This window comes from Streptomyces sp. NPDC002144, assembly GCF_053593695.1.
The window spans coordinates 44971-63832 of the sequence record NZ_JBSFDB010000034.1; the positions used below are offsets into that span (position 1 = coordinate 44971).

The 18862-nt window shown below is 71.3% G+C and carries 18 protein-coding genes; 7 read left to right on the forward strand and 11 right to left on the reverse strand.

Translation table 11 applies throughout. The features are described 5' to 3' along the window. Positions 1-4 precede the first annotated feature (4 nt). Positions 5-1504, reverse strand: coding sequence for an SCO1417 family MocR-like transcription factor (locus tag ACWCQ1_RS37425; protein WP_133044800.1), 1500 nt, complete (start codon positions 1502-1504; stop codon positions 5-7). A gap of 64 nt (positions 1505-1568) precedes the next feature. On the opposite strand from ACWCQ1_RS37425, the gene yczE reads away from it, so the two are divergent. The 4 genes from yczE to ACWCQ1_RS37445 all read left to right on the forward strand — a co-directional run bounded on the left by yczE (position 1569) and on the right by ACWCQ1_RS37445 (position 5081). Beyond that, complete coding sequence (yczE, locus tag ACWCQ1_RS37430; RefSeq protein WP_451028374.1) at positions 1569-2273, forward strand: membrane protein YczE; 705 nt, start codon at positions 1569-1571, stop codon at positions 2271-2273. Further along, complete coding sequence (locus ACWCQ1_RS37435; protein WP_358603389.1) at positions 2270-3046, forward strand: glycerophosphodiester phosphodiesterase; 777 nt, start codon at positions 2270-2272, stop codon at positions 3044-3046. The genes yczE and ACWCQ1_RS37435 overlap by 4 nt, the downstream gene beginning before the upstream one ends. A gap of 58 nt (positions 3047-3104) precedes the next feature. Next, a complete protein-coding gene (locus ACWCQ1_RS37440; RefSeq protein ID WP_451028375.1) occupies positions 3105-4439 on the forward strand; it encodes an MFS transporter in 1335 nt (444 codons plus the stop codon). A gap of 267 nt (positions 4440-4706) precedes the next feature. Continuing rightward, positions 4707-5081, forward strand: coding sequence for an RNA polymerase-binding protein RbpA (locus ACWCQ1_RS37445; RefSeq protein WP_003977404.1), 375 nt, complete (start codon positions 4707-4709; stop codon positions 5079-5081). 98 nt (positions 5082-5179) lie between these two features. On the opposite strand, the gene fxsA is transcribed toward ACWCQ1_RS37445, so the two are convergent. From fxsA to ACWCQ1_RS37465, 4 genes are all read right to left on the reverse strand, one after another. Next, on the reverse strand, positions 5180-5740 hold the full coding sequence (fxsA, locus tag ACWCQ1_RS37450; protein ID WP_133044804.1) for an FxsA family membrane protein: 561 nt from the start codon (positions 5738-5740) through the stop codon (positions 5180-5182). Between the two features lie 97 nt (positions 5741-5837). Continuing rightward, a complete protein-coding gene (locus ACWCQ1_RS37455; RefSeq protein ID WP_133044805.1) occupies positions 5838-6632 on the reverse strand; it encodes a polyprenol monophosphomannose synthase in 795 nt (264 codons plus the stop codon). A gap of 570 nt (positions 6633-7202) precedes the next feature. Then, on the reverse strand, positions 7203-8804 hold the full coding sequence (locus ACWCQ1_RS37460) for an amidohydrolase (protein ID WP_451028376.1): 1602 nt from the start codon (positions 8802-8804) through the stop codon (positions 7203-7205). 57 nt (positions 8805-8861) lie between these two features. Next, positions 8862-9302, reverse strand: coding sequence for an Lrp/AsnC family transcriptional regulator (locus ACWCQ1_RS37465; RefSeq protein ID WP_020138156.1), 441 nt, complete (start codon positions 9300-9302; stop codon positions 8862-8864). 268 nt (positions 9303-9570) lie between these two features. On the opposite strand from ACWCQ1_RS37465, the gene ACWCQ1_RS37470 reads away from it, so the two are divergent. Then, positions 9571-10008, forward strand: coding sequence for a hypothetical protein (locus tag ACWCQ1_RS37470; RefSeq protein ID WP_133044807.1), 438 nt, complete (start codon positions 9571-9573; stop codon positions 10006-10008). Positions 10009-10018: 10 nt separating this feature from the next. Here the strand turns inward: ACWCQ1_RS37470 and ACWCQ1_RS37475 are convergent, their stop codons facing one another. The 3 genes from ACWCQ1_RS37475 to ACWCQ1_RS37485 all read right to left on the reverse strand — a co-directional run bounded on the left by ACWCQ1_RS37475 (position 10019) and on the right by ACWCQ1_RS37485 (position 13738). Next, positions 10019-11113 carry a phosphotransferase family protein gene (locus ACWCQ1_RS37475; protein ID WP_451028377.1) on the reverse strand — a complete coding sequence of 365 codons (1095 nt, stop codon included), beginning with the start codon at positions 11111-11113 and terminating at the stop codon, positions 10019-10021. A 13-nt stretch (positions 11114-11126) separates the two neighbouring features. Further along, the gene (locus ACWCQ1_RS37480) at positions 11127-12227 is read right to left on the reverse strand and encodes a hypothetical protein (protein WP_451028378.1); all 1101 of its coding nucleotides are present in this window, start codon (positions 12225-12227) and stop codon (positions 11127-11129) included. A gap of 338 nt (positions 12228-12565) precedes the next feature. Beyond that, positions 12566-13738, reverse strand: a complete 1173-nt coding sequence (locus tag ACWCQ1_RS37485; protein ID WP_358603364.1) for an acyl-CoA dehydrogenase family protein — start codon at positions 13736-13738, stop codon at positions 12566-12568. A 359-nt stretch (positions 13739-14097) separates the two neighbouring features. Here ACWCQ1_RS37485 and ACWCQ1_RS37490 point away from each other — a divergent pair, with 359 nt between their 5' ends. Beyond that, entirely contained in the window at positions 14098-15330 is a 1233-nt protein-coding gene (locus ACWCQ1_RS37490) for a glycoside hydrolase family 18 protein (RefSeq protein WP_451028379.1), read from the forward strand. A 6-nt stretch (positions 15331-15336) separates the two neighbouring features. Here ACWCQ1_RS37490 and ACWCQ1_RS37495 read toward each other — a convergent pair whose 3' ends face one another. From ACWCQ1_RS37495 to ACWCQ1_RS37505, 3 genes are all read right to left on the reverse strand, one after another. Beyond that, positions 15337-15996, reverse strand: coding sequence for a TetR/AcrR family transcriptional regulator (locus ACWCQ1_RS37495; RefSeq protein ID WP_133044813.1), 660 nt, complete (start codon positions 15994-15996; stop codon positions 15337-15339). Between the two features lie 73 nt (positions 15997-16069). Next, complete coding sequence (locus ACWCQ1_RS37500; RefSeq protein ID WP_358603358.1) at positions 16070-16210, reverse strand: SCO1431 family membrane protein; 141 nt, start codon at positions 16208-16210, stop codon at positions 16070-16072. Positions 16211-16352: 142 nt separating this feature from the next. Further along, positions 16353-17690, reverse strand: coding sequence for a peptidase C39 family protein (locus ACWCQ1_RS37505; protein WP_451028380.1), 1338 nt, complete (start codon positions 17688-17690; stop codon positions 16353-16355). A 208-nt stretch (positions 17691-17898) separates the two neighbouring features. Here ACWCQ1_RS37505 and ACWCQ1_RS37510 point away from each other — a divergent pair, with 208 nt between their 5' ends. Beyond that, positions 17899-18561, forward strand: a complete 663-nt coding sequence (locus tag ACWCQ1_RS37510) for a uridine kinase family protein (protein WP_358603352.1) — start codon at positions 17899-17901, stop codon at positions 18559-18561. The last annotated feature ends 301 nt before the right edge of the window (positions 18562-18862 follow it).

Sequence of the window (18862 nt, forward strand, 5' to 3'; positions counted from 1 at the left end):
ACGGCTACGCGACGAACGTCCTCGGCGTCTCCCCGCCCCCGGAGGCCCCCGTCTCCACCAGCTTCGCCGCGGCGGCCAGCCTCACCGCCGCCTCGTCGGCCACCGCACCGCCCACGGTGAACGGCAGCCGCACATACCCCTCGAAGGCACCGTCGACCCCGAAACGCGGCCCGGAGGGGACCCGTACGCCGACCCGCTCCCCCGCCTCCGCCAACCGGGACCCGGACAGACCCCCCGTGCGGACCCAGAGCGTCAGACCGCCCCGGGGCACCTCGAACTCCCAGTCCGGCAGCTCCCGCCGTACCGCCGCGACCAGGGCGTCCCGGTTCTCCCGGGCCTGCTCCCGGCGGATGTCGACGGCCTGGGCCCAGCCGCCCGTGTTGAACAGCCAGTTCACCGCCAGCTGCTCCAGCACCGGCGTTCCCAGATCCGCGTACGCACGCGCGGCGACCAGGCTGCGGATCACGTCGGGTGCCGCGCGCACCCAGCCGATGCGCATGCCCGCCCAGAACGCCTTGCTGGCCGAGCCGACGGTGATGACGCTGGACCCGGCCGGGTCGAAGGCGCACACCGTCCGCGGCATCTCGACGTCCTCGTCCAGCCACAGCTCGCTCATCGTCTCGTCCGCGATCAGCACCGTCCCCGCCGACCGGGCCGCCTCCACGAGCTGCCGCCGCTGGTCCTCACCCGCGAGCGCGCCGGTGGGGTTGTGGAAGTCGGCGACGATGTAGGCGAGCCGCGGTGCGGCGTCGCGCAGCACCTGACGCCAGCGGTCCAGATCCCAGCCCTCGAGCCCGTCGGCCATCGCGACCGGCACCAGCCGCGCCCCCGCCTCCCGCATCAGCTGCAGGATGTTGGCGTACGAGGGCGACTCGACGGCGATGCGCTCGCCGCGGCCCGCGAAGAGATGGCAGATGGCGTCGATGGCGCCCATGGCACCCGTGGTGACCATGATCTGCTCGGGCATCGTCGGGATCCCGCGCGCGGTGTAACGATCGGCGATCATCGAGCGCAGGGCCGGGAGCCCAGCCGGATAGTCGCCGTGGGTGTGGGCGTACGGCGGCAGTTCCTCCAGCGCGCCCTGCACGGCCCGGGTCAGCCAGGGTTCGGGTGCGGGCAGCGCCGCGCAGCCCAGGTCGATCATCGAGCCGAGAGCCTCGGGGGGCAGCGGTTCCAGCCCGCGCGCGGGGAGCGGATTTCCCGCCGGTACGGCCGTCCAGCTGCCCGCGCCGCGCCTGGACTCCAGGAAGCCCTCGGTGCGCAGTGCCTCGTAGGCCGCGGCGACCGTCGTACGGCTCACGGACAGGGCGAGGGCCAGTTCGCGCTCCGCGGGCAGTCGGGCGGCCACCGGGACGCGGCCCTCCAGCACCAGCAGCCGGATGCCGTCGGCCAGCGCCCGGTAGGCCGGCGGTCGGCGGGTGCCTGGGCCGGCGGGGCGGTCCTGCTGGGAGTTGAGCAGCCGAGCGAGCTGCGCGGCACCCATCGCCGACGTCCAATGGGCCATGGGAATCAGTCCACCTTCCTCGAATTGGCCATGGATGACACTTCCACCCACGCCCCAGGGTGACATGCACCAGGCCACCACGACCACCAGGGGGTACGACTTGAGATCCGCGAAGCCCGGTTCCAGCAGCCGCCGTCTCCGACGGCTGATCCAGCTCTACGCCGGACTCGTCCTGTACGGCGTGAGTTCCGCGCTGCTCGTCGAGGCGGGCCTGGGACTGGAGCCCTGGGGCGTGCTGCACCAGGGCCTGGCCCGGCTCACCGGCCTGACGATCGGCGTCGTGTCGATCATCGTGGGCGCGGCGGTGCTGCTCCTGTGGATCCCGCTGCGTCAGCGTCCGGGCCTCGGCACGGTCTCCAACGTCTTCGTCGTCGGGCTCGCCATGGACGGCACCCTCGACCTCGTGCCCAATGTGCGCTCCCTCCTCGTGCGGATCCCGCTCCTCGTGGCCGCCGTCCTGCTCAACGGTGTCGCCACCGGGCTCTACATCTCCGCCCGCTTCGGGCCGGGTCCGCGGGACGGTCTGATGACGGGGCTGCACCGCCGTACCGGACGGTCGATCCGGCTGATGCGGACGGGGATCGAAGTGGCGGTCGTGGCCACCGGATTCGCCCTGGGCGGCACGGTCGGCGTCGGTACGGTCCTGTACGCGCTCTCCATCGGTCCGCTCGCCCAGCTCTTCCTGCGGGTGTTCGACGTCCCCGCGGCATCCGGCGGCAGCACGGTCGTTGCCGAAGGGCAACCGGAGGGAGCGATACTGCGACGGTGACCTCGCGGATACGCCACCCCTATCTCGACCATCCCGGCCCGATCGCCTTCGCCCACCGGGGCGGGGCCGCGGACGGTCTGGAGAACACCGTGCTGCAGTTCCGGCGGGCGGTGGAGACGGGGTACCGGTACATCGAGACCGATGTGCACACCACGGCGGACGGCAGGCTGGTCGCCTTCCACGACGCGACACTCGACCGGGTGACGGACGGTGCCGGGCGCATAGCCGATCTGCCGTGGAAGGAAGTAAGCCACGCGCGCGTGGCGGGCAAGGAGCCGGTGCCGCTCTTCGAGGAGCTGCTGGAGACCTTCCCCGAGGTGCGCTGGAACGTCGACCTCAAGGCCGAGGCCTCCCTCCACCCCTTCCTGGAGCTCGTCGAGCGCGCGAACGCCTGGGACCGCGTCTGTGTCGGCTCCTTCTCCGAGGCCCGGGTGATCCGCGCCCAGCGGCTGGCCGGACCGCGTCTGGCGACGTCGTACGGCACCCGGGGCGTGCTCAATCTGCGGCTGCGTTCCTGGGGTGTGCCGGCCGCGCTGCGCCGCTCCGCGGTCGCCGCCCAGGTGCCCGAGGCGCAGTCCGGCATCCAGGTCGTCGACCATCGCTTCGTCCGCGCCGCCCACGCGCGCGGGCTGCAGGTGCACGTGTGGACCATCAACGAGGCCGACAGGATGCACCGGCTCCTGGACCTGGGAGTCGATGGCATCATGACCGATCACATCGACACGTTGCGCAAGGTCATGGAGGACCGCGGCGTCTGGGTGCCCCACACCTGACACTCCCCGCACCACCGCCCCCTTGGCACGGCACTTCGGCGGGGAAGCGAGGGCACGGGTGAGCACCGACACCGTGCGGGCGGAAGCCATCGGCCTGCGGCGCGAACAGCGCGGCTGGTACTTCTACGACTGGGCCTGCTCCGTCTACTCGACGAGCGTGCTCACCGTGTTCCTGGGCCCCTATCTGACCTCGGTCGCCAAGGCGGCGGCCGACGCCGACGGATACGTCCGTCCGCTCGGGATCCCGGTGCGGGCCGGGTCGTTCTTCGCGTACTGCGTGTCGGCGTCCGTGATCGTGTCGATCCTGGTGATGCCCCTGGTGGGCGCCGCCGCCGACCGCACGGGACGCAAGAAGCCGCTGCTGGCCGCCTGCGCCTACGTGGGGGCGGCCGCCACGACCGGGCTGTTCTTCCTGTCCGGGGACCGCTATCTGCTGGGCGGACTGCTGCTGATCGTCGCCAACTCGTCCGTGGCCGTCTCGATGGTCGTCTACAACTCCTATCTGCCGCAGATCGCCCCGCCCGAGGACCGCGACCGGGTCTCCTCGCGCGGCTGGGCCTTCGGCTACGCGGCCGGTTCGTCGATGCTGATCGTCAACCTGCTGCTGTTCACTGCACACGACTCCTTCGGCCTGACCGAGTCGACGGCCGTCCGCATCTGCCTGGCCTCTGCGGGCCTGTGGTGGGGCGCCTTCACCCTCGTACCGCTCAGGCGGCTGCGCGACCGCCGTACGACCGCCTCGGCACCGGCCGTCCACGGCTGGCGGCAGCTCGCGACCACCGCCCGGGACATGCGCACCAAGCCCCTCACGCTCTCCTTCCTGCTCGCCTACCTCATCTACAACGACGGCATCCAGACCGTGATCTCGCAGGCATCGGTCTACGGCTCCGAGGAACTCGGCCTGAGCCAGTCCACGCTGATCACGGCGGTGCTGATGGTCCAGGTGCTGGCGGTCGCGGGGGCGCTCGGGATGGGGCGGCTGGCACGGACCTACGGGGCCAAGCGCACCATCCTCGGCTCGCTGGTGGCGTGGACGGTGACGCTGGCGGCCGGGTACTTCCTGCCGGCCGGTGCGCCGTTGTGGTTCTTCGTCCTGGCGGCCGGCATCGGCCTGGTGCTCGGCGGCAGTCAGGCCCTGTCCCGCTCCCTGTTCTCCCATCTGGTCCCGCCGGGCAAGGAGGCCGAGTACTTCTCGGCGTACGAGATGAGCGATCGGGGTATGAGCTGGCTCGGTCCGCTTCTGTTCGGGATCACCTACCAGCTGACCGGAAGTTATCGGGACGCGATCATCTCGCTGGTGGCCTTCTTCGTCATCGGATTCGCCCTGCTCGCACGGGTTCCGGTGCGGCAGGCGATCAACGACGCGGGCAATCCCGTTCCCGAGAGGATTTAGCGCCGGAGGCGAAAGGGCTGTAGTGTACGCGTTTGGCCTGCCAGGCGTACCGTTACTGCGCGTCAAAGATGACGAAACGCTGGGTGACATCTGCTAGCAGATGTGACAAACCGGGCGACGGTGGGTACAACAAGGGGCGGCTACGACGGCGACGCATGACCCGGAACGGGACTCGGAACGGGAATCTTTACCGCCGACCGGACGTTGACCGGATGACGACGACAGCGACACCTGTCCTGTGGGCGACAAGCCCGGGAGGCACGATTCATGAGTGAGCGAGCTCTTCGCGGCACGCGCCTCGTGGTGACCAGCTACGAGACGGACCGCGGCATCGACCTGGCCCCGCGCCAGGCCGTGGAGTACGCATGCGAGAAGGGGCACCGCTTCGAGATGCCCTTCTCGGTCGAGGCGGAGATCCCGCCGGAGTGGGAGTGCAAGGTCTGCGGGGCCCAGGCACTCCTCGTCGATGGCGACGGCCCGGAAGAGAAGAAGGCCAAGCCCGCGCGTACGCATTGGGACATGCTGATGGAGCGGCGCACCCGCGAGGAACTCGAAGAGGTCCTCGAGGAGCGCCTGGCCGTTCTGCGTTCGGGGGCGATGAACATCGCCGTCCATCCGCGGGACAGCCGCAAGTCGGCCTAGTCCCTCCCAGGGCCGGGCGCACGACAACGAAACACACGACTGCGGGCGCCCTACGTGATTTCACGTAGGGCGCCCGCAGTCGTGCGTCCACGGAGTGCTCAGCGCGTCAGCGGCGGGCGCGGCCCCTGCGGGGCGTCACCGCGCGGCTCGTCGTCCCGCACGACCTCGCCCTGCACGACCTTGCCGTCGGGGCGGTGGATGCGGGCCTGCTGGAAGGCGTCCCCGAAGCTGCCCGCGGCCGCCTCGCGCAGCTTGCGGTCGAAGGTGCGCTCAGCACTGCGGCTGAGGGCCTTCTGGACCGGCGGAACGAGCAGGAGCAGACCGACCGCGTCCGAGATCAGGCCCGGGATCATGAGCAGCAGACCGCCCAGCATCAGCAGACCGTTGCCACCGCCGCGCTGCGGGGTTCCGCCGCGCTGCAGCGCCTCGTTGAGGTTCTGGAAGGCGCGCCGGCCCGCCTTCTTGATCACCGCGCCGCCGAGCACGAACCCGGCGAGCAGCAGCAGGAACACCACGAACCCGCTCGACGCCCCGGCCACCACGGTCAGCAGCCAGATCTCCAGCACCAGCCAGGCCGCGACACCGAGCGGCAGGAAGGTACGCAGCCGGGAACGCCGGGGCCGGGCGGGATACGTGGGGGTCGGAGCACCAGTCGTCATGCGTCCAGTGTGCCTGGCCCCGGCTCAGAGCGGGATAAACCTCAGAGCGGGACAAACGGGCGATCAGCCGGGCCTGTGAGCAGTAGGCCTGCGGCGATCAGGCCTTCTTCGCGCGGCCCCGGACCCTGGCGACCCGCTCCGAGGCGCCCCACGCGGTGACCCGCCACAGCGCCTCGACGAGGATGTCGCGGCTCATCTTGGAGTCGCCGAGTTCGCGCTCGACGAAGGTGATGGGGACCTCGACGACGTGGTATCCGGCCTTGACCGCGCGCCGGGCGAGGTCCACCTGGAAGCAGTAGCCCTGAGAGGCGACCTGGTCGAGGCCGAGGCCCTCGAGGGTCTCGCGGCGGAAGGCGCGGTAACCGCCGGTGATGTCGCGCAGCGGCAGGTCCAGGGCGAGGCGGGAGTACAGGCTGCCGCCACGCGAGATGAACTCGCGGGACTTGGGCCAGTTCACGACGCGGCCCCCGGGCACCCAGCGGGAGCCGAGGACGAGGTCGGCGCTCTTGAGGGCGGTGAGCAGACGGGGCAGTTCCTCGGGCTGGTGGGAGCCGTCGGCGTCCATCTCGACGACCACGCCGTAGCCGTTGTCCAGGCCCCAGCGGAAGCCCGCGAGGTAGGCGGCGCCGAGGCCCTCCTTACCCTTGCGGTGCATGACGTGGACGTGGTCGTCCTCGGCCGCCAGCTCGTCGGCGAGCTTTCCGGTGCCGTCAGGGCTGTTGTCGTCGGCCACGAGGACGTGCGCCTCGGGAACGGACTTGCGGACCCGGCCGACGATCTTCTTGATGTTCTCCGCCTCGTTGTAGGTCGGGATGATCACCAAGGCCGTGCCGAGCGGGCCGAACTGCCTCTTGCCGGCCTGTGCCGCGAGGGTTCCGTCGCCGTCGTTCACTGCTGCCCCTTCATGTCCGTACGCAGGACGTCCACCATAGTGGCCGCGGCCTGCGCAGACGTGCCAGGACGTTCGTATGGTGGTGTCGATTCCACAAGAGTGGGGTAAGAGTGCCGTTCCAGGCCTTTTGCCCCCGTGGCGTCCTCGCATGCCTGGCAGTGACATGCTGCGGATGGGGGCCCGGCGCCCTTCGGGCCGACCTGGGACCCGCTGGCTGCGGGTCGACCGAAAGCCGTTGTCTACTGAACGACCGGGCCCCACCCGGGTCACACCTCCCCGACCGGCCGGAACGTTCCCTCGCCGCGTCGCGGGCGCTGAGCCTGGCTCCCAGTGGCGGTGCCCCGGTGCGGCACACCGTCCCTGACCCAGCGGCGCCGCGGGCGAGTGCGCGGAAGTTCCCCGGTAGGGCGTCCGGTGGTGGACTCGGCCGAACCTACCGGCCCCGTGCGGCCGCCTGTCAACAGCCGTTTGACCTGCGGCTATTCGATCAACGACCTGGTCAGCGGGGCGGAGGCGCAGGTCGCGCGACGAGGCCCGGGGCCCCGTTCGGACCTGCGCCACCCCGGGAGATCACTCGCCCGGCCGTACGAAGACCGTCCGCCCGCGGACCACCGTGCGCAGACAGACGGGCAGGTCACGACCCGGGGTGAGGTCGGGCAGGCCCGGGGTGCCGGAGCGGGGATCGGTGGACCAGCGCGCGACCCGGTCGTCGGGGGCCTGCACGACCAGTTCGTCGGTACGCCATACGACGTAGTCGGCCGGCGCGCCCGGGACGAGCACGCCCGCGTCGTCACGGCCGATCGCACGCCAGCCGCCGCGCGTGTGGGCGGTGAAGGCGGCGCGGACGGAGACGCGGTGCTCCGGAGTGCGGTGGAAGGCGGCCGCGCGGACCGTGCCCCACGGATCGAGCGGGGTGACCGGGCTGTCGGACCCGAAGGCGAGGGGCACCCCGGCCCGCAGCAGGGCGGCGAAGGGATTGAGCGTGCGGGCCCGCTCCGCCCCCAGCCGCTGGGCGTAGAGGCCGTCCTCGCCGCCCCACAGGGCGTCGAAGGCGGGCTGCACCGAGGCGGTCAGGCCGAGTTCGGCGAAGGCGGCGATCGTCTCCGGCGTCAGCATCTCGGCGTGCTCGACGCGATGCCGGGCGGCGCGGATACGGGCGAGGCCCAGCTTCTCGGCGGCGGCCCGGACCCCGTCGACCACGGCGGTCACGGCCGCGTCGCCGATCGCGTGGAAGCCCCCCTGGAGGCCGGCCTCGGTGCACGCGACGACATGGGCGGCGACGGCGGCCGCGTCGAGGTAGGCGGCGCCCGTGTGGTCGGCGTCGGTGTACGGCTGGTGCAGACAGGCGGTGTGGGAGCCGAGGGCGCCGTCGACGAAGAGGTCTCCGGCCGCGCCGACCGCGCCCAGCCCGCGGGCCTTCTCCACGTCCTGTTCGGCCCAGTAGCCGACCACCCGGGGGGTCGGCTCCTCGGCGGCGAGCCGTAGCAGACCGGTGAAGTCGTCCTCGGAGGAGATCTCGGGCCCACCGCACTCGTGGACCGAGCCGATGCCGAGGGAGGCCGCGTGGGCGAGGGCCGCGCGCTGCGCCTCAGTGCGCTGCTGCGGCGTCACGGCTGCGAACGCGGCCGCGCGGACGGCGTGGTGGGCGTCGGCGGTGAGGGGTCCGTCGAGGGCGCCGAGCCCTGGGACCATGTCCAGCAGGGCCGTGGTCACCACCGCCGAGTGGACGTCGATCCGGCTCAGATACAGCGGACGTCCGCCGGTGGCCTCGTCCAGTTCCGTGCGCGTCGGCGGCCGTCCACCCGGCCACCGGGAGGCGTCCCAGCCGTGCCCGAGCAGGACACGGTCCTCGGGCCGACCTGCGGCGAACTCCCGTACGAGAGCGAGGGCAGCCTCCAGCGTGGGCGCGCCGGACAGATCGAGGCCAGTGAGCGCGAGCCCGGTGGAGGTGGTGTGCACATGGGCGTCGGTGAAGGCGGGGGTGACGAGGGCGCCGTCGAGATCGACCACTTCGTCGACCCCGTCCGCGAACGCGTCGGCGGCCCCTTCGGATCCGACCCAGGCGACCTGTCCGGCCTCCACGACCATCGCGGTCGCGAAGGGGTCTGCGGGGCTGTGGACCTCGCCGCGGCGGAGGAGGACGGTGCTGGGCTCGGGGCTGCGCTCACTCATGGGGACAGTCTCCCGTGCCCCCGCGCGCCCCCTGCACACGGGGCCGCGCCCGTGCGGTCAGATCCTCGGCGGGCGGGCCTCGTAGGGCGTGGAGAGAACCACCGTCGTCCGCGTGGAGACCCCCGCCAGCGTGCGCAGCCGGGCCAGGAGCTCCTCCAGCTCGTGGGGGGTGGCCACCCGGACCTTGAGGATGTAGTTCTCGTCGCCCGCGACGCTGTGGCAGGCCTCGATCTCGGGTACGCCGGCGAGGCGTTCCGCGATGTCGTCCGGCGCGCTCGGATCGAAGGGTTTCACCGAGATGAACGCGGTCATGGGCAGCCCGACGGCCTCGGGGTCGACCACCGCGGCATAGCCGCGGATGACGCCACGCTGTTCCAGCCGCCGCACCCGCTGGTGCACGGCCGACGTGGACAGGCCCGTGGCCTTGCCCAGGTCTGTGTAGCTCATCCGCCCGTCCTTGACGAGCAGCTGCACGATCTGACGGTCCAGCTCCTCCATGCGGCAGAACCTACAGTGCGGGTGATCTCCTCGGATACCTGAGCAGCCCAGGTCATACCCGGTTTGTGATGTGGGCGAGAGCGGTCCGTGAGCCGTTCGGGCGACGGACGGTCCGCCAGAGGCACCTGCGAGCGGCATGTGACGAACGCCACATACGCCGGGACATCTCCGTGATGTTCTCGTGATTACCTCCGAGAGCGGACGGGAAGTGCTTGCTGTGGTCGAGGCCGCAGCGCCTTCACGGCCCCAGCCCAAGGGGGAGTTATCCATGCAGAGTCTCAAGCGCCCTGGTCGCACCGCGTCCAAGCGGCTCCATCCGGTGGTCGAGCCCGAGCCGGAGGGCGTCGAACCCGACGCCTACGACGACGAGGAACTCGACGCGTACGACACCTTCGAGATGTACCGGGTGGTCTGCCCGGACTGCGCGCAGCCCATCGCCCTGCTGGCCGACGAGGAGGTCCTGCCGGAGCACGCGCTGTGCGCCTCGCCGTGGAACCCGTTCGGCCTGACGGTCTGTGCCGGTACGGGCCGCAGGGCCGCCGAGGCCCGTTCCGCGGACGACTCCGCCGAGGTCCAGGAGCAGGACACCGCCCTTCTGTTGACGCTCCCTCAGGGGCTCGACTGGCGGACGCAGCCGTTCTCGCACGTCGGCGGCCCGGGCTCACGCCCGATGCGCGTGCCGGTGATGCGCCGCCAGGCCGCCTGAACCGCCTCGCTCAATCCCAGTAGCTGCCCTGCACCATGGCTCGCAGGCTGCCGTGGTGCAGGATCAGTGTGTCCGGGTCCGCCGGGACGGCCACCTCGCCGAAGTGCACCTGCCGGTAGGCGACGCGCAGCATCACGATGGCGTGCCGCAGCGCCGCGTACAGGGTGTGGAAGTCCATGTCGCGCGGTGTGTGACCCGTGAGGCCGGCGTAGCGGGCCTCGACGCGGTCGCGGCGCAGGAAGTCCGGCAGGCCGCGCTGGCCGAAGGCGACCGTCAGGTCCTGGAAGAAGCGGTGCAGGTAGACGGTCCAGCCGAGGTCGACCTCGCGCGGGGCCACGGCCGCCATCTCCCAGTCGAGCACCGCGACTGGCTCGAACCCGTCGTAGACGACGTTCCCGATGCGCGCGTCGCCCCAGTTGAGGACCGGCGTGCCCGGATCGTCGGGCCAGAGGTCCTCGAGCCGGTCGAACGCGGCCTCGATGAGCGGTGAGCGGGCGTGTCCGTCCACCACCCAGTCGTAGTAGGCGCGTTGGGCGGTGACATGGCGGCGCAGCGCGTCGCCGTCACCGGGCAGGGTGAGGAACTCGGCTGCCTCCGGCGGCACTTGGTCGTGCAGCCGGGCCAGGAGTCCGATCGAGGCCGCCTCCAGCCGCTCGCGCTCGGCGTCGCTCGCCGCGTGCAGCCAGTTGCCCTGGTAGGTGTACGGCATCACGTCCGGCGGCACGCGCCCCGCGACCCGCTCCATCACGAAGAACGGCGCCCCGAGCGGCCCCGGGTCCTCCTCCAGCCACAGCACCTTCGGCACGGGCAGGTCGGTGTGCTCGGCCACGACACGCATCGTGCGGTACTGGCGCGGCATGTCGTACACCGGGAAGACGGTGTACGCCGCCGGGTCCGCCGCCAGCCTCAACGCGCAGGAGACGACCGGCGGCCGGGGGTGCTCGATGTCGAAGAGCAGGGTCTCGCTGGACAGTCCGTTGGACTCGGGGACGCTGACACCGACCGCCTTGGCGCCGGGCAGCCGGGTGCCCAGCCAGGCGGTGAGGCGACGGGCGAGTTCCTCCGGGTCCCGGGTGGTGGTGCGGGGGCGGGGTGCCGTGGCCATGTCGTGAACCCCCTTACGGTGCGACCGAGGTGAAGTCCGTGAAGCCGCTCGGGTCGTGCCGCCCGAACGAGCCGTGCTCGAAGATGCCGTGGCCGACCTGCCCGTCGAGCCGGAAGCGCGCCGCGTGGTCGGTGACGCCGTACGCGGCGAGAGGGTGGGGCTGCGTCAGGTCGTACGTGCGCCGGTCGGTCCAGCCGCGGCCCTGCCAGGTGCCGTGCTGCCAGTCGTCGGCGGGCGGATAGCCGGCGCCGATCGCGAGCGGGGACGAGGTGAGGATCTCGGCCCGCAGTTCCTGCGGCTTGCGGAGGTCGCCGAGGTGGACGACGGCGCGTTCTGGCTGGCGGGTGCCGGAGCGGTAGGTGATCTCGGGCTGGGGCCAGCCGAGTTGGCGGTCGCGGTGGCCGGGGCGGACGAGGGTGGCGTCGTTGAGGGAGCGGTAACCGTCGGCGTCCTCCTGGACGATCACCATCAGGAACCGGTCCTCGAAGCGGACCGGACACCACAGCCAGTGGAACCCCTCGGTCGGCCGCTCCTCGGCGAACCGGCCGCCCTCCTCCCCCGGTATGGGCCGCACTCCCCAACTCCGGTCCCGGGTGCCGGTCCAGCGCGCGGCGCTGACCCGGAACTCCTCGCCGGCCGCCCGGATCACCCCCTCCACGCTCCCCGCCTGCACGAACCGGCGCCCTTCGAGCATGAGCCGGTCGCCGCGGCGCTGGACGTGGTGGGGCTCCCACAGGGCCGGGAAGTCGGCGGTCCAGGTGAGGTCGTACGACAACGCCTCGTCGTCGCTGAACAGCCGGAGCTTGCGCAGCGGTTGCCCGACCTCGATGCGCAACGGCCCGACGGCGAGCCGCATCCGGTCCTCGCCGAGCGCGTCGGACGCCCGTACCGCGTGGACCGTGTCCCCCACCCGCAGGGTCGCGTAGGCGTCGATCACGCCGACGTTGGGGTACACGCCGAGGCCGGCGATCAGCAGGGCGCGGCCCTCGTGGTCCAGGACGTGGAAGATGCAGCGGTCGTAGGCGTTGCGGTCCCCGGTGGCCACGTGCCGCATGGACAGGGGGACCTGGTGCACGGGGTACTCGTCGAGCGGCACGGGACGGTCGTCGGCCATGCCAAACCTCCCTGGAGACGGCGTGGCTGACGGTACGTCAGACAGCGGTCGGTGACCAGATACGGGTCGCGAACTCACGCTCGATTCGACGGATCGGTGACCTGTCCGTCCCTTATCGCGTTGCCCTGGTATGACCCCCACCTATTCAGCGACCGGGCGTCAGCGCCGCATCTTCGTTCCGCCGCCGGCAGGAACGGTTCCCCCGGCGCCGCCCGTCCCGGACCCGCCGATCTACCGTGATCTGATGCGCACCTGGGCCGACCGGGGCCGCACCCTGCCGGGCCGCCATGACCCGGAGTGGGCCAGGCTGGCGGCCCCGCAGGTGCAGCCGGGGCAGTTCAGCGGGTTTCCGGGCCCGCAAGGTGACGGGCGATGACCATACGCTGGATCTGGTTGGTGCCCTCGACGATCTGCAGCACCTTGGCCTCGCGCATATGGCGCTCGACGGGAAAGTCCGCGGTGTAGCCGTATCCGCCGAGGACCTGGACGGCGTCGGTGGTGACCTTCATCGCGGTGTCGGTGCAGTGCAGCTTGGCCATGGCCGCCTGCTTGGCGAACGGCCGGCCCGCGTCGCGCAGCCGCGCCGCCGACAGGTACAGGGCGCGGCCCGCCTCGATCTGGGTGGCCATGTCGGCGAGCATGAACCGCAGCCCCTGGAAGTCGGCGATGGGCCGCCCGAACTGCTGTCGTCCGGTGGCATAGGCGACCGCCTCGTCGAGCGCCGCCTGGGCGAGTCCGATGGCGCAGGCCGCGATGCCGAGCCGGCCGGAGTCGAGCGAGGCCAGGGCGATCGCGAAGCCCTGCCCCTCCTCGCCGATGCGCCGCTCGTCGGAGACCCGCACCCCGTCGAAGTGGACCTGGGCGGTGGGCGAGCCCTTGAGGCCCATCTTCTTCTCGGGCACCGCGCCGCTGAGCCCCTCGGCGTCTCCGGGCACCAGGAAGGCGGTGATCCCGCGCGGGCCGTCCTCGCCGGTGCGGGCCATGACGGTGTAGAAGTCGGCGATGCCGCCGTGGGTGATCCAGGCCTTGGTCCCGTCGATCACCCAGTGGTCGCCGTCGCGCACCGCCTTGGTGCGCAGGGAGGCGGCGTCGGAGCCGGACGACGGCTCGGACAGGCAGTAGGCACCCAGCAGGCCGCCGCCCAGCATCGCGGGCAGGTGCTCGACCTGCTGCTGCTTGGTGCCGTAGGCCGCGAGGGCGTAGGAGGCGAGCGTGTGCACGCTGACGCCGAGGCCGACGGTGAGACGGGCCGCGGCCAGCTCTTCCAGGACCTGGAGGTAGACCTCGTACGGCTGGTCGCCGCCACCGTGCTCGGAGTCGTACGGCAGTCCGAGCAGTCCCGACTTCGACAGCAGGGTGAAGACCTCGCGGGGGAAGCGTCCGGCGTCCTCCTCGTCGGCCGCCTTCGGCGCGATCTCGCGCTGGGCGATGTCCCGGACGAGCGAGATCAGATCCCGGGCCTCGTCCGTGGGCAGTTGACGGTCCACCGGCTGCGGGGCGCGGTCGGGCATGGCGACGCTCTCCTCCCTGTTTCGGGCACATCGGCGGCGTGCGCCCTGGGTGGGGGCGGCTCCGCCGGGTCCTGCTCGCGGCCTGCCGGTGCTCGCGCCTCCGGGTCTCGGAAGCTGCTGACCAGCGGCTGTGCGCTGTGAGTATGCCCGATCGGAGACATCCCGTCACCAGTTAACGACCGCTTACTTCAAGAATATCCCGCGCCACTCCGAAGCGCCGTCCGGTCCCGGCGAACCCGCCTCGCATTGGTCCGCACCATTGACCCGACTGGTCTAGTCCTCCTAAGGTTCATGACCAACGCTTTACCGCGTTCATGCCAATCGGCGCGCGTTCCCTCTCCCCCACGAGGAGACACCCGATGCACGTTCCGCACCGCCCCCGCGCCCCCTTCCGGGCGCTGCTCTCCGCCGCGTGTTGCGCCGTCCTCGGCGCCGGTTTGCTGGCCGGCGCGGGCACGGCCTCCGCGAAGCCGTCCGCCCAGGAGGCGGCCGGCTCCAAGGTCGTCGGCTACTTCACCGAATGGGGCACCTACGACCGCAAGTACTACGTCAAGAACGTCGAGACGTCCGGATCGGCGGCGAGGCTGACCCACATCAACTACGCCTTCGGCAACGTCACCGGCGGCAAGTGCGCCATGGGCGACTCCTACGCGGCGACCGACCGCGCCTACACGGCCGCCGAGTCGGTGGACGGCGTCGCCGACACCTGGGACCAGCCCCTGCGCGGCAACTTCAACCAGCTGCTGAAGCTGAAGAAGAAGCACCCGGGGCTGAAGATCCTGTGGTCCTTCGGCGGCTGGACCTGGTCCAGCGGCTTCGGCGAGGCCGCGAGGAACCCTGCCGCCTTCGCCCAGTCCTGCTACGACCTGGTGAAGAACTCCAAGTGGTCGGGCCTGTTCGACGGCATCGACATCGACTGGGAGTACCCGAACGCCTGCGGAAACACCTGCGACACCAGCGGCAGGGAGGCCTTCAAGAACCTGATGGCGGCGCTGCGTTCGAAGTTCGGCAGCGGTGCGCTGGTCACCGCGGCGATCACAGCGGACGCCACCGGCGGCGGCAAGATCGACGCGGCGGACTACGCGGGCGCGGCCCACTACGTGAACTGGTACAACCCGATGACGTACGACTACTTCGGCGCCTGGGACGCCACCGGTCCGACGGCCCCGCACTCACCGCTGAACTCCTACTCCGGCATCCCGAAGGCCGGCTTCCACACCTCGGCGACCATCGCCAAGCTCAAGGGCCTCGGCATCCCGGCCTCGAAGCTGCTGCTGGGCATCGGCTTCTACGGCCGCGGCTGGACCGGCGTGACGCAGTCGGCGCCCGGCGGCACGGCGACCGGGCCCGCGGCAGGGACGTACGAGCAGGGCATCGACGACTACAAGGTGCTCAAGACCAAGTGCCCGGCGACCGGGACCGTCGGCGGCACCGCGTACGCCAAGTGCGGCAACAACTGGTGGAGTTACGACACGCCCTCGACCATCGCGACGAAGATGACCTACAAGAACCAGCAGGGCCTGGGCGGCACCTTCTTCTGGGAGCTGAGCGGCGACACCTCGAACGGCGAGCTGATCAAGGCCATCGGCTGACCTCGCTCAGCCGTCCCGGCGGGCCGGGGCCGGGGCCGGGTACGCGGGGTCGAGTTCCTCGATGGCGCGCATCGAGCCGCCGAGGCTCTTGACCAGCAGTTCGCGCATCTGGTCCCGGGTCAGGGCGGGGCGGTCGATCCAGTCGAGGGTCGCGCCCTCCACGCTGCACACCCAGGCGAACAGGCCCATCCGGGCCAGCGGCGCGATGTCGGTCCGGCCGTACGCCCCGTCGGCGATGGTCGCGACGATCGCCTCGCGCACCCCGTCCCGGATGGCCTGCACCTCGGCGTCGAAGCCGACGCCGCCGCTGACGATCGTGCGGTAGGCGGCCTGGTTGTGCTCGGCCCAGCGGAGATAGGCCTCCATGGTGCGGTGGACCCGGTCCAGCTGTCCCCGGTCCACCTCGCCGCCCGCGAAGTTGATCAGGTCGGCGACCGAGTCGTGGATGATCGCCAGGTAGTAGCCGCGCTTGGACTGGAAGTAGTAGTAGATCAGCCCCTTGGCGACGTGCGCCTGCTTGGCGATGTCATCCATGGAGAGTGCGTCGTAGGACGTGTCGGCGAACAACTTCCGCCCGATGGCGATGAGTTCGGCGCGGCGCGCCAGTGAGCGCTCGGTGCCGCGCGCCCGTGGGCGGGCGGCATCGCTCTGTTCGCTGATCTTCAATTCAGACCCTGGTCTCGGGCGGGGGGGCGGGACATCCGCAGTATGTCAGAACAACAACGCCCGTTAGTTCGAGTCACAGCAGACCGAACTGGGCGACGAGCATCGCGACGACCACCACCAGAGTCCAGCCCATGACGTGCTCGAGGATCTTCGGGCCGTCGCCCCGGGGACCGCCGGTACGGGTGCGGGCGGCGGTGACTGAGTGCGCTGTCATGGTGTCTCGCTGTGGTCGGCGTGCGGTGGACTCCCCCCTCGTTGTGTCCACCTTGCCACCAGCGGTGGCTTTTGCGGCGGAGACGTTGGTCACAGCACAAAGGCCCCGGTCGACCCGGGGCCTTCACGGAGGGACCGACCGCTCAGCGCACGCCGACCGCCGCGAGCGCCTTGCGCTGCCGGGCACTGGGACACGCGGGGAAGTACAGGTAGCAGACACCGCCGCTGCCGGAGACGACCTTGCCGGAGGCGTTGTACCGCTTGGTGCGCAGCCAGATGTTCTCGAACTCGCGCCGCCGGTACACCCGTCGCACCGCCTCGTCGCTCGGCGAGGCCGGGTCGTTGGCGATCACGTCTCCGTCCGCGGTGAACCCGATGACGGTCATCAGATGCCCCGAGGTGCCGTAACCCGCCCCGGTGAGCTCCTCCTTGAGGAAGGACTGGGACGTTATGGCCGGGATGCCGGCCGCGATCAGCGTCTCCACGTCGGTGAGCGAGCCGAGCCGGGTGACCACACCCTGCAGGTTGTCGTAGGTGGCCGCGTAGGCGGCGTTGAACGGCCAGTTGCCGCAGCCCTCGTACTGGTAGTCGTAGGTGAAGCGGGCCGCGTGGTCGACCTGCGGGTCGGCGTAGCTCGGGTCCACCCAGGCGAGTTGCCCGGGGGTGAGCCGGCCGCCCCAGTACTCGATGATCATCTGCGAGGAGGTGGGGCTGCACCAGGCCTCGCCGCCGTTGTCGTACTCCGGGTACTGGCCCTTGTGGATCTCCTGCGAGTAGCGCGGGACGGTCAGTTCCCTGGCCGGGCCCGGCGTGGAGGCCGGGACGGTGAACCGGTCCGGGACGTCGGAGCCCATCGCGCCGAGCCGCCAGACGGTGGGGGTGAGCCCGGTGCCGGGCTTGCGGTGGAGGGTGAGGCGCAGCCGGTAGGAGACCAGGCGCAGGCCGGTGGTGGCGTCGTCGACGGCGAAGGTGTCGGTCCAGATCGAGCTCTTGCCGTCGGTCTGCCCGTCGACCGAGGTCCGCTTGATGTCCTGGTCGCCCGCGGCCCAGCGGCCCATCACGTACCACGGCGTCTCGGTGCCGTCGGAGTACCTGCCCTGCAGCTCGACCTGGAGCCAGGTGCCCGCCGGGGTGTGCGCGTTCCAGGAGGCGACCACCTCGGTGGCGGGGACGCGGAGCGTGTGGTCGGGGGACGTCCAGGTCGCGTACTCCCAGCTCGCCGTCGTACCGGTGTGCGGGTCCGTGTACTCGGTGGTGCCGGCCGGTTCGGCGATCACGACGCCGGGGCGGGTGCCGGCGACGGCGCGGGTGCCCAGGGCGGCGCCCGTGCGCCAGTCGGGGTACGAGGTCCAGGCGTGGTAGTCGACGGGGCGGGCCGGGTCGGCATGGGCCACGCCGACGGAGAGCGAGGGGCCCACCACCGCGGCGGCGACCGTGGCGGCCAGAAGGGTTCTGCGGGACGGCTGTTCGGCTCTGCTCATGGGTGGGACGACCCCCAGGTGTCCGAGTCGGGACGGGTCCGTGGCGCGCGTGCGGCGCGGGCTTGTGGCGCGCCGCCGTGGGCCAACTATGGCCGCCGAGGAGGTCCACAGCCAGCACTTCGGCGCGCGGCGCGCCCACCAATATTGGCCTGGACCACTGGCATGACCTGCGACGCTCCGCCTCCCCGAGCCCGCCCCCGGCTAAACTGTGGCCGAAACACGCCCGCCTCCGTGCAGCCAAGGAACGGCCATCCACTCCCTCGCCTCCCGGCTCCGCCGCCTCCCCCCGTCCTGCGGTCCGGTCCGCCTGGTCGGGGTCGACGGACACGCGGGTTCCGGGAAGTCCACCTTCGCCGGGCAGTTGGCCCGGGCCCTCGGCGACGCGCCGGTGCTGCACCTCGACGACATCGCCAGCCACGACGAGTTGTTCGACTGGACCGGGCGCCTGCTGACCCAGGTGATCGAGCCGTTCCGCCGCGGCGAGACCGCCCACTACACCCCCTACGACTGGCGCGCCCGCCGCTTCGGCCCACCGCGCCCGCTGCCGACCGCTCCCGTGGTGCTGGTCGAGGGCGTCGGCGCCGGCCGCCGCGCACTCCGCCCCCATCTCGCTCATCTCCTGTGGATGGAGCTGCCGCACGAGGAGGCGTGGACGCGGGGACGGCAGCGGGACGGCGAGGAACAGCTGGAGTTCTGGGACGGATGGGTCCGCGCGGAACGACAGCACTTCGCCGAGGATCCCTCCCGGCCGTTCGCCAACTCCCTGGTACAGCAGTGCGAGAAGGGATACGAGGTACTGCCGGGGCCCGGGAAGAGACTTGGACCGGACCAGGCGATCACTCAGGGTGACGGACCATCCGCAATGTGCTGAACTTGTGAAGACGCGGCGCAGGGGAACTTCCCGGAGTGCCTCAACTCGGCTTGACCGAGGGGCCGTACAGGTCTTACGTTCTCAATGTGCGGCCCTACGAAGCCGCCCAATGTCGCGAAGCCCCCGGTTGTTCCCCCGTGATCGGGGGCTTCGTTCTGCCCTCCCCCACCTTTCCGGACGCTCTGTGGTGCGTTTCGCTCACCCTCGGTCACCGTCCGCTCCGCGGCTCATCTGCTCCCACCTCGTCAAACGTCCTGTGCGGCACCCTTCGGCGGGCGACACCGGCGCAGGTACCATGCCC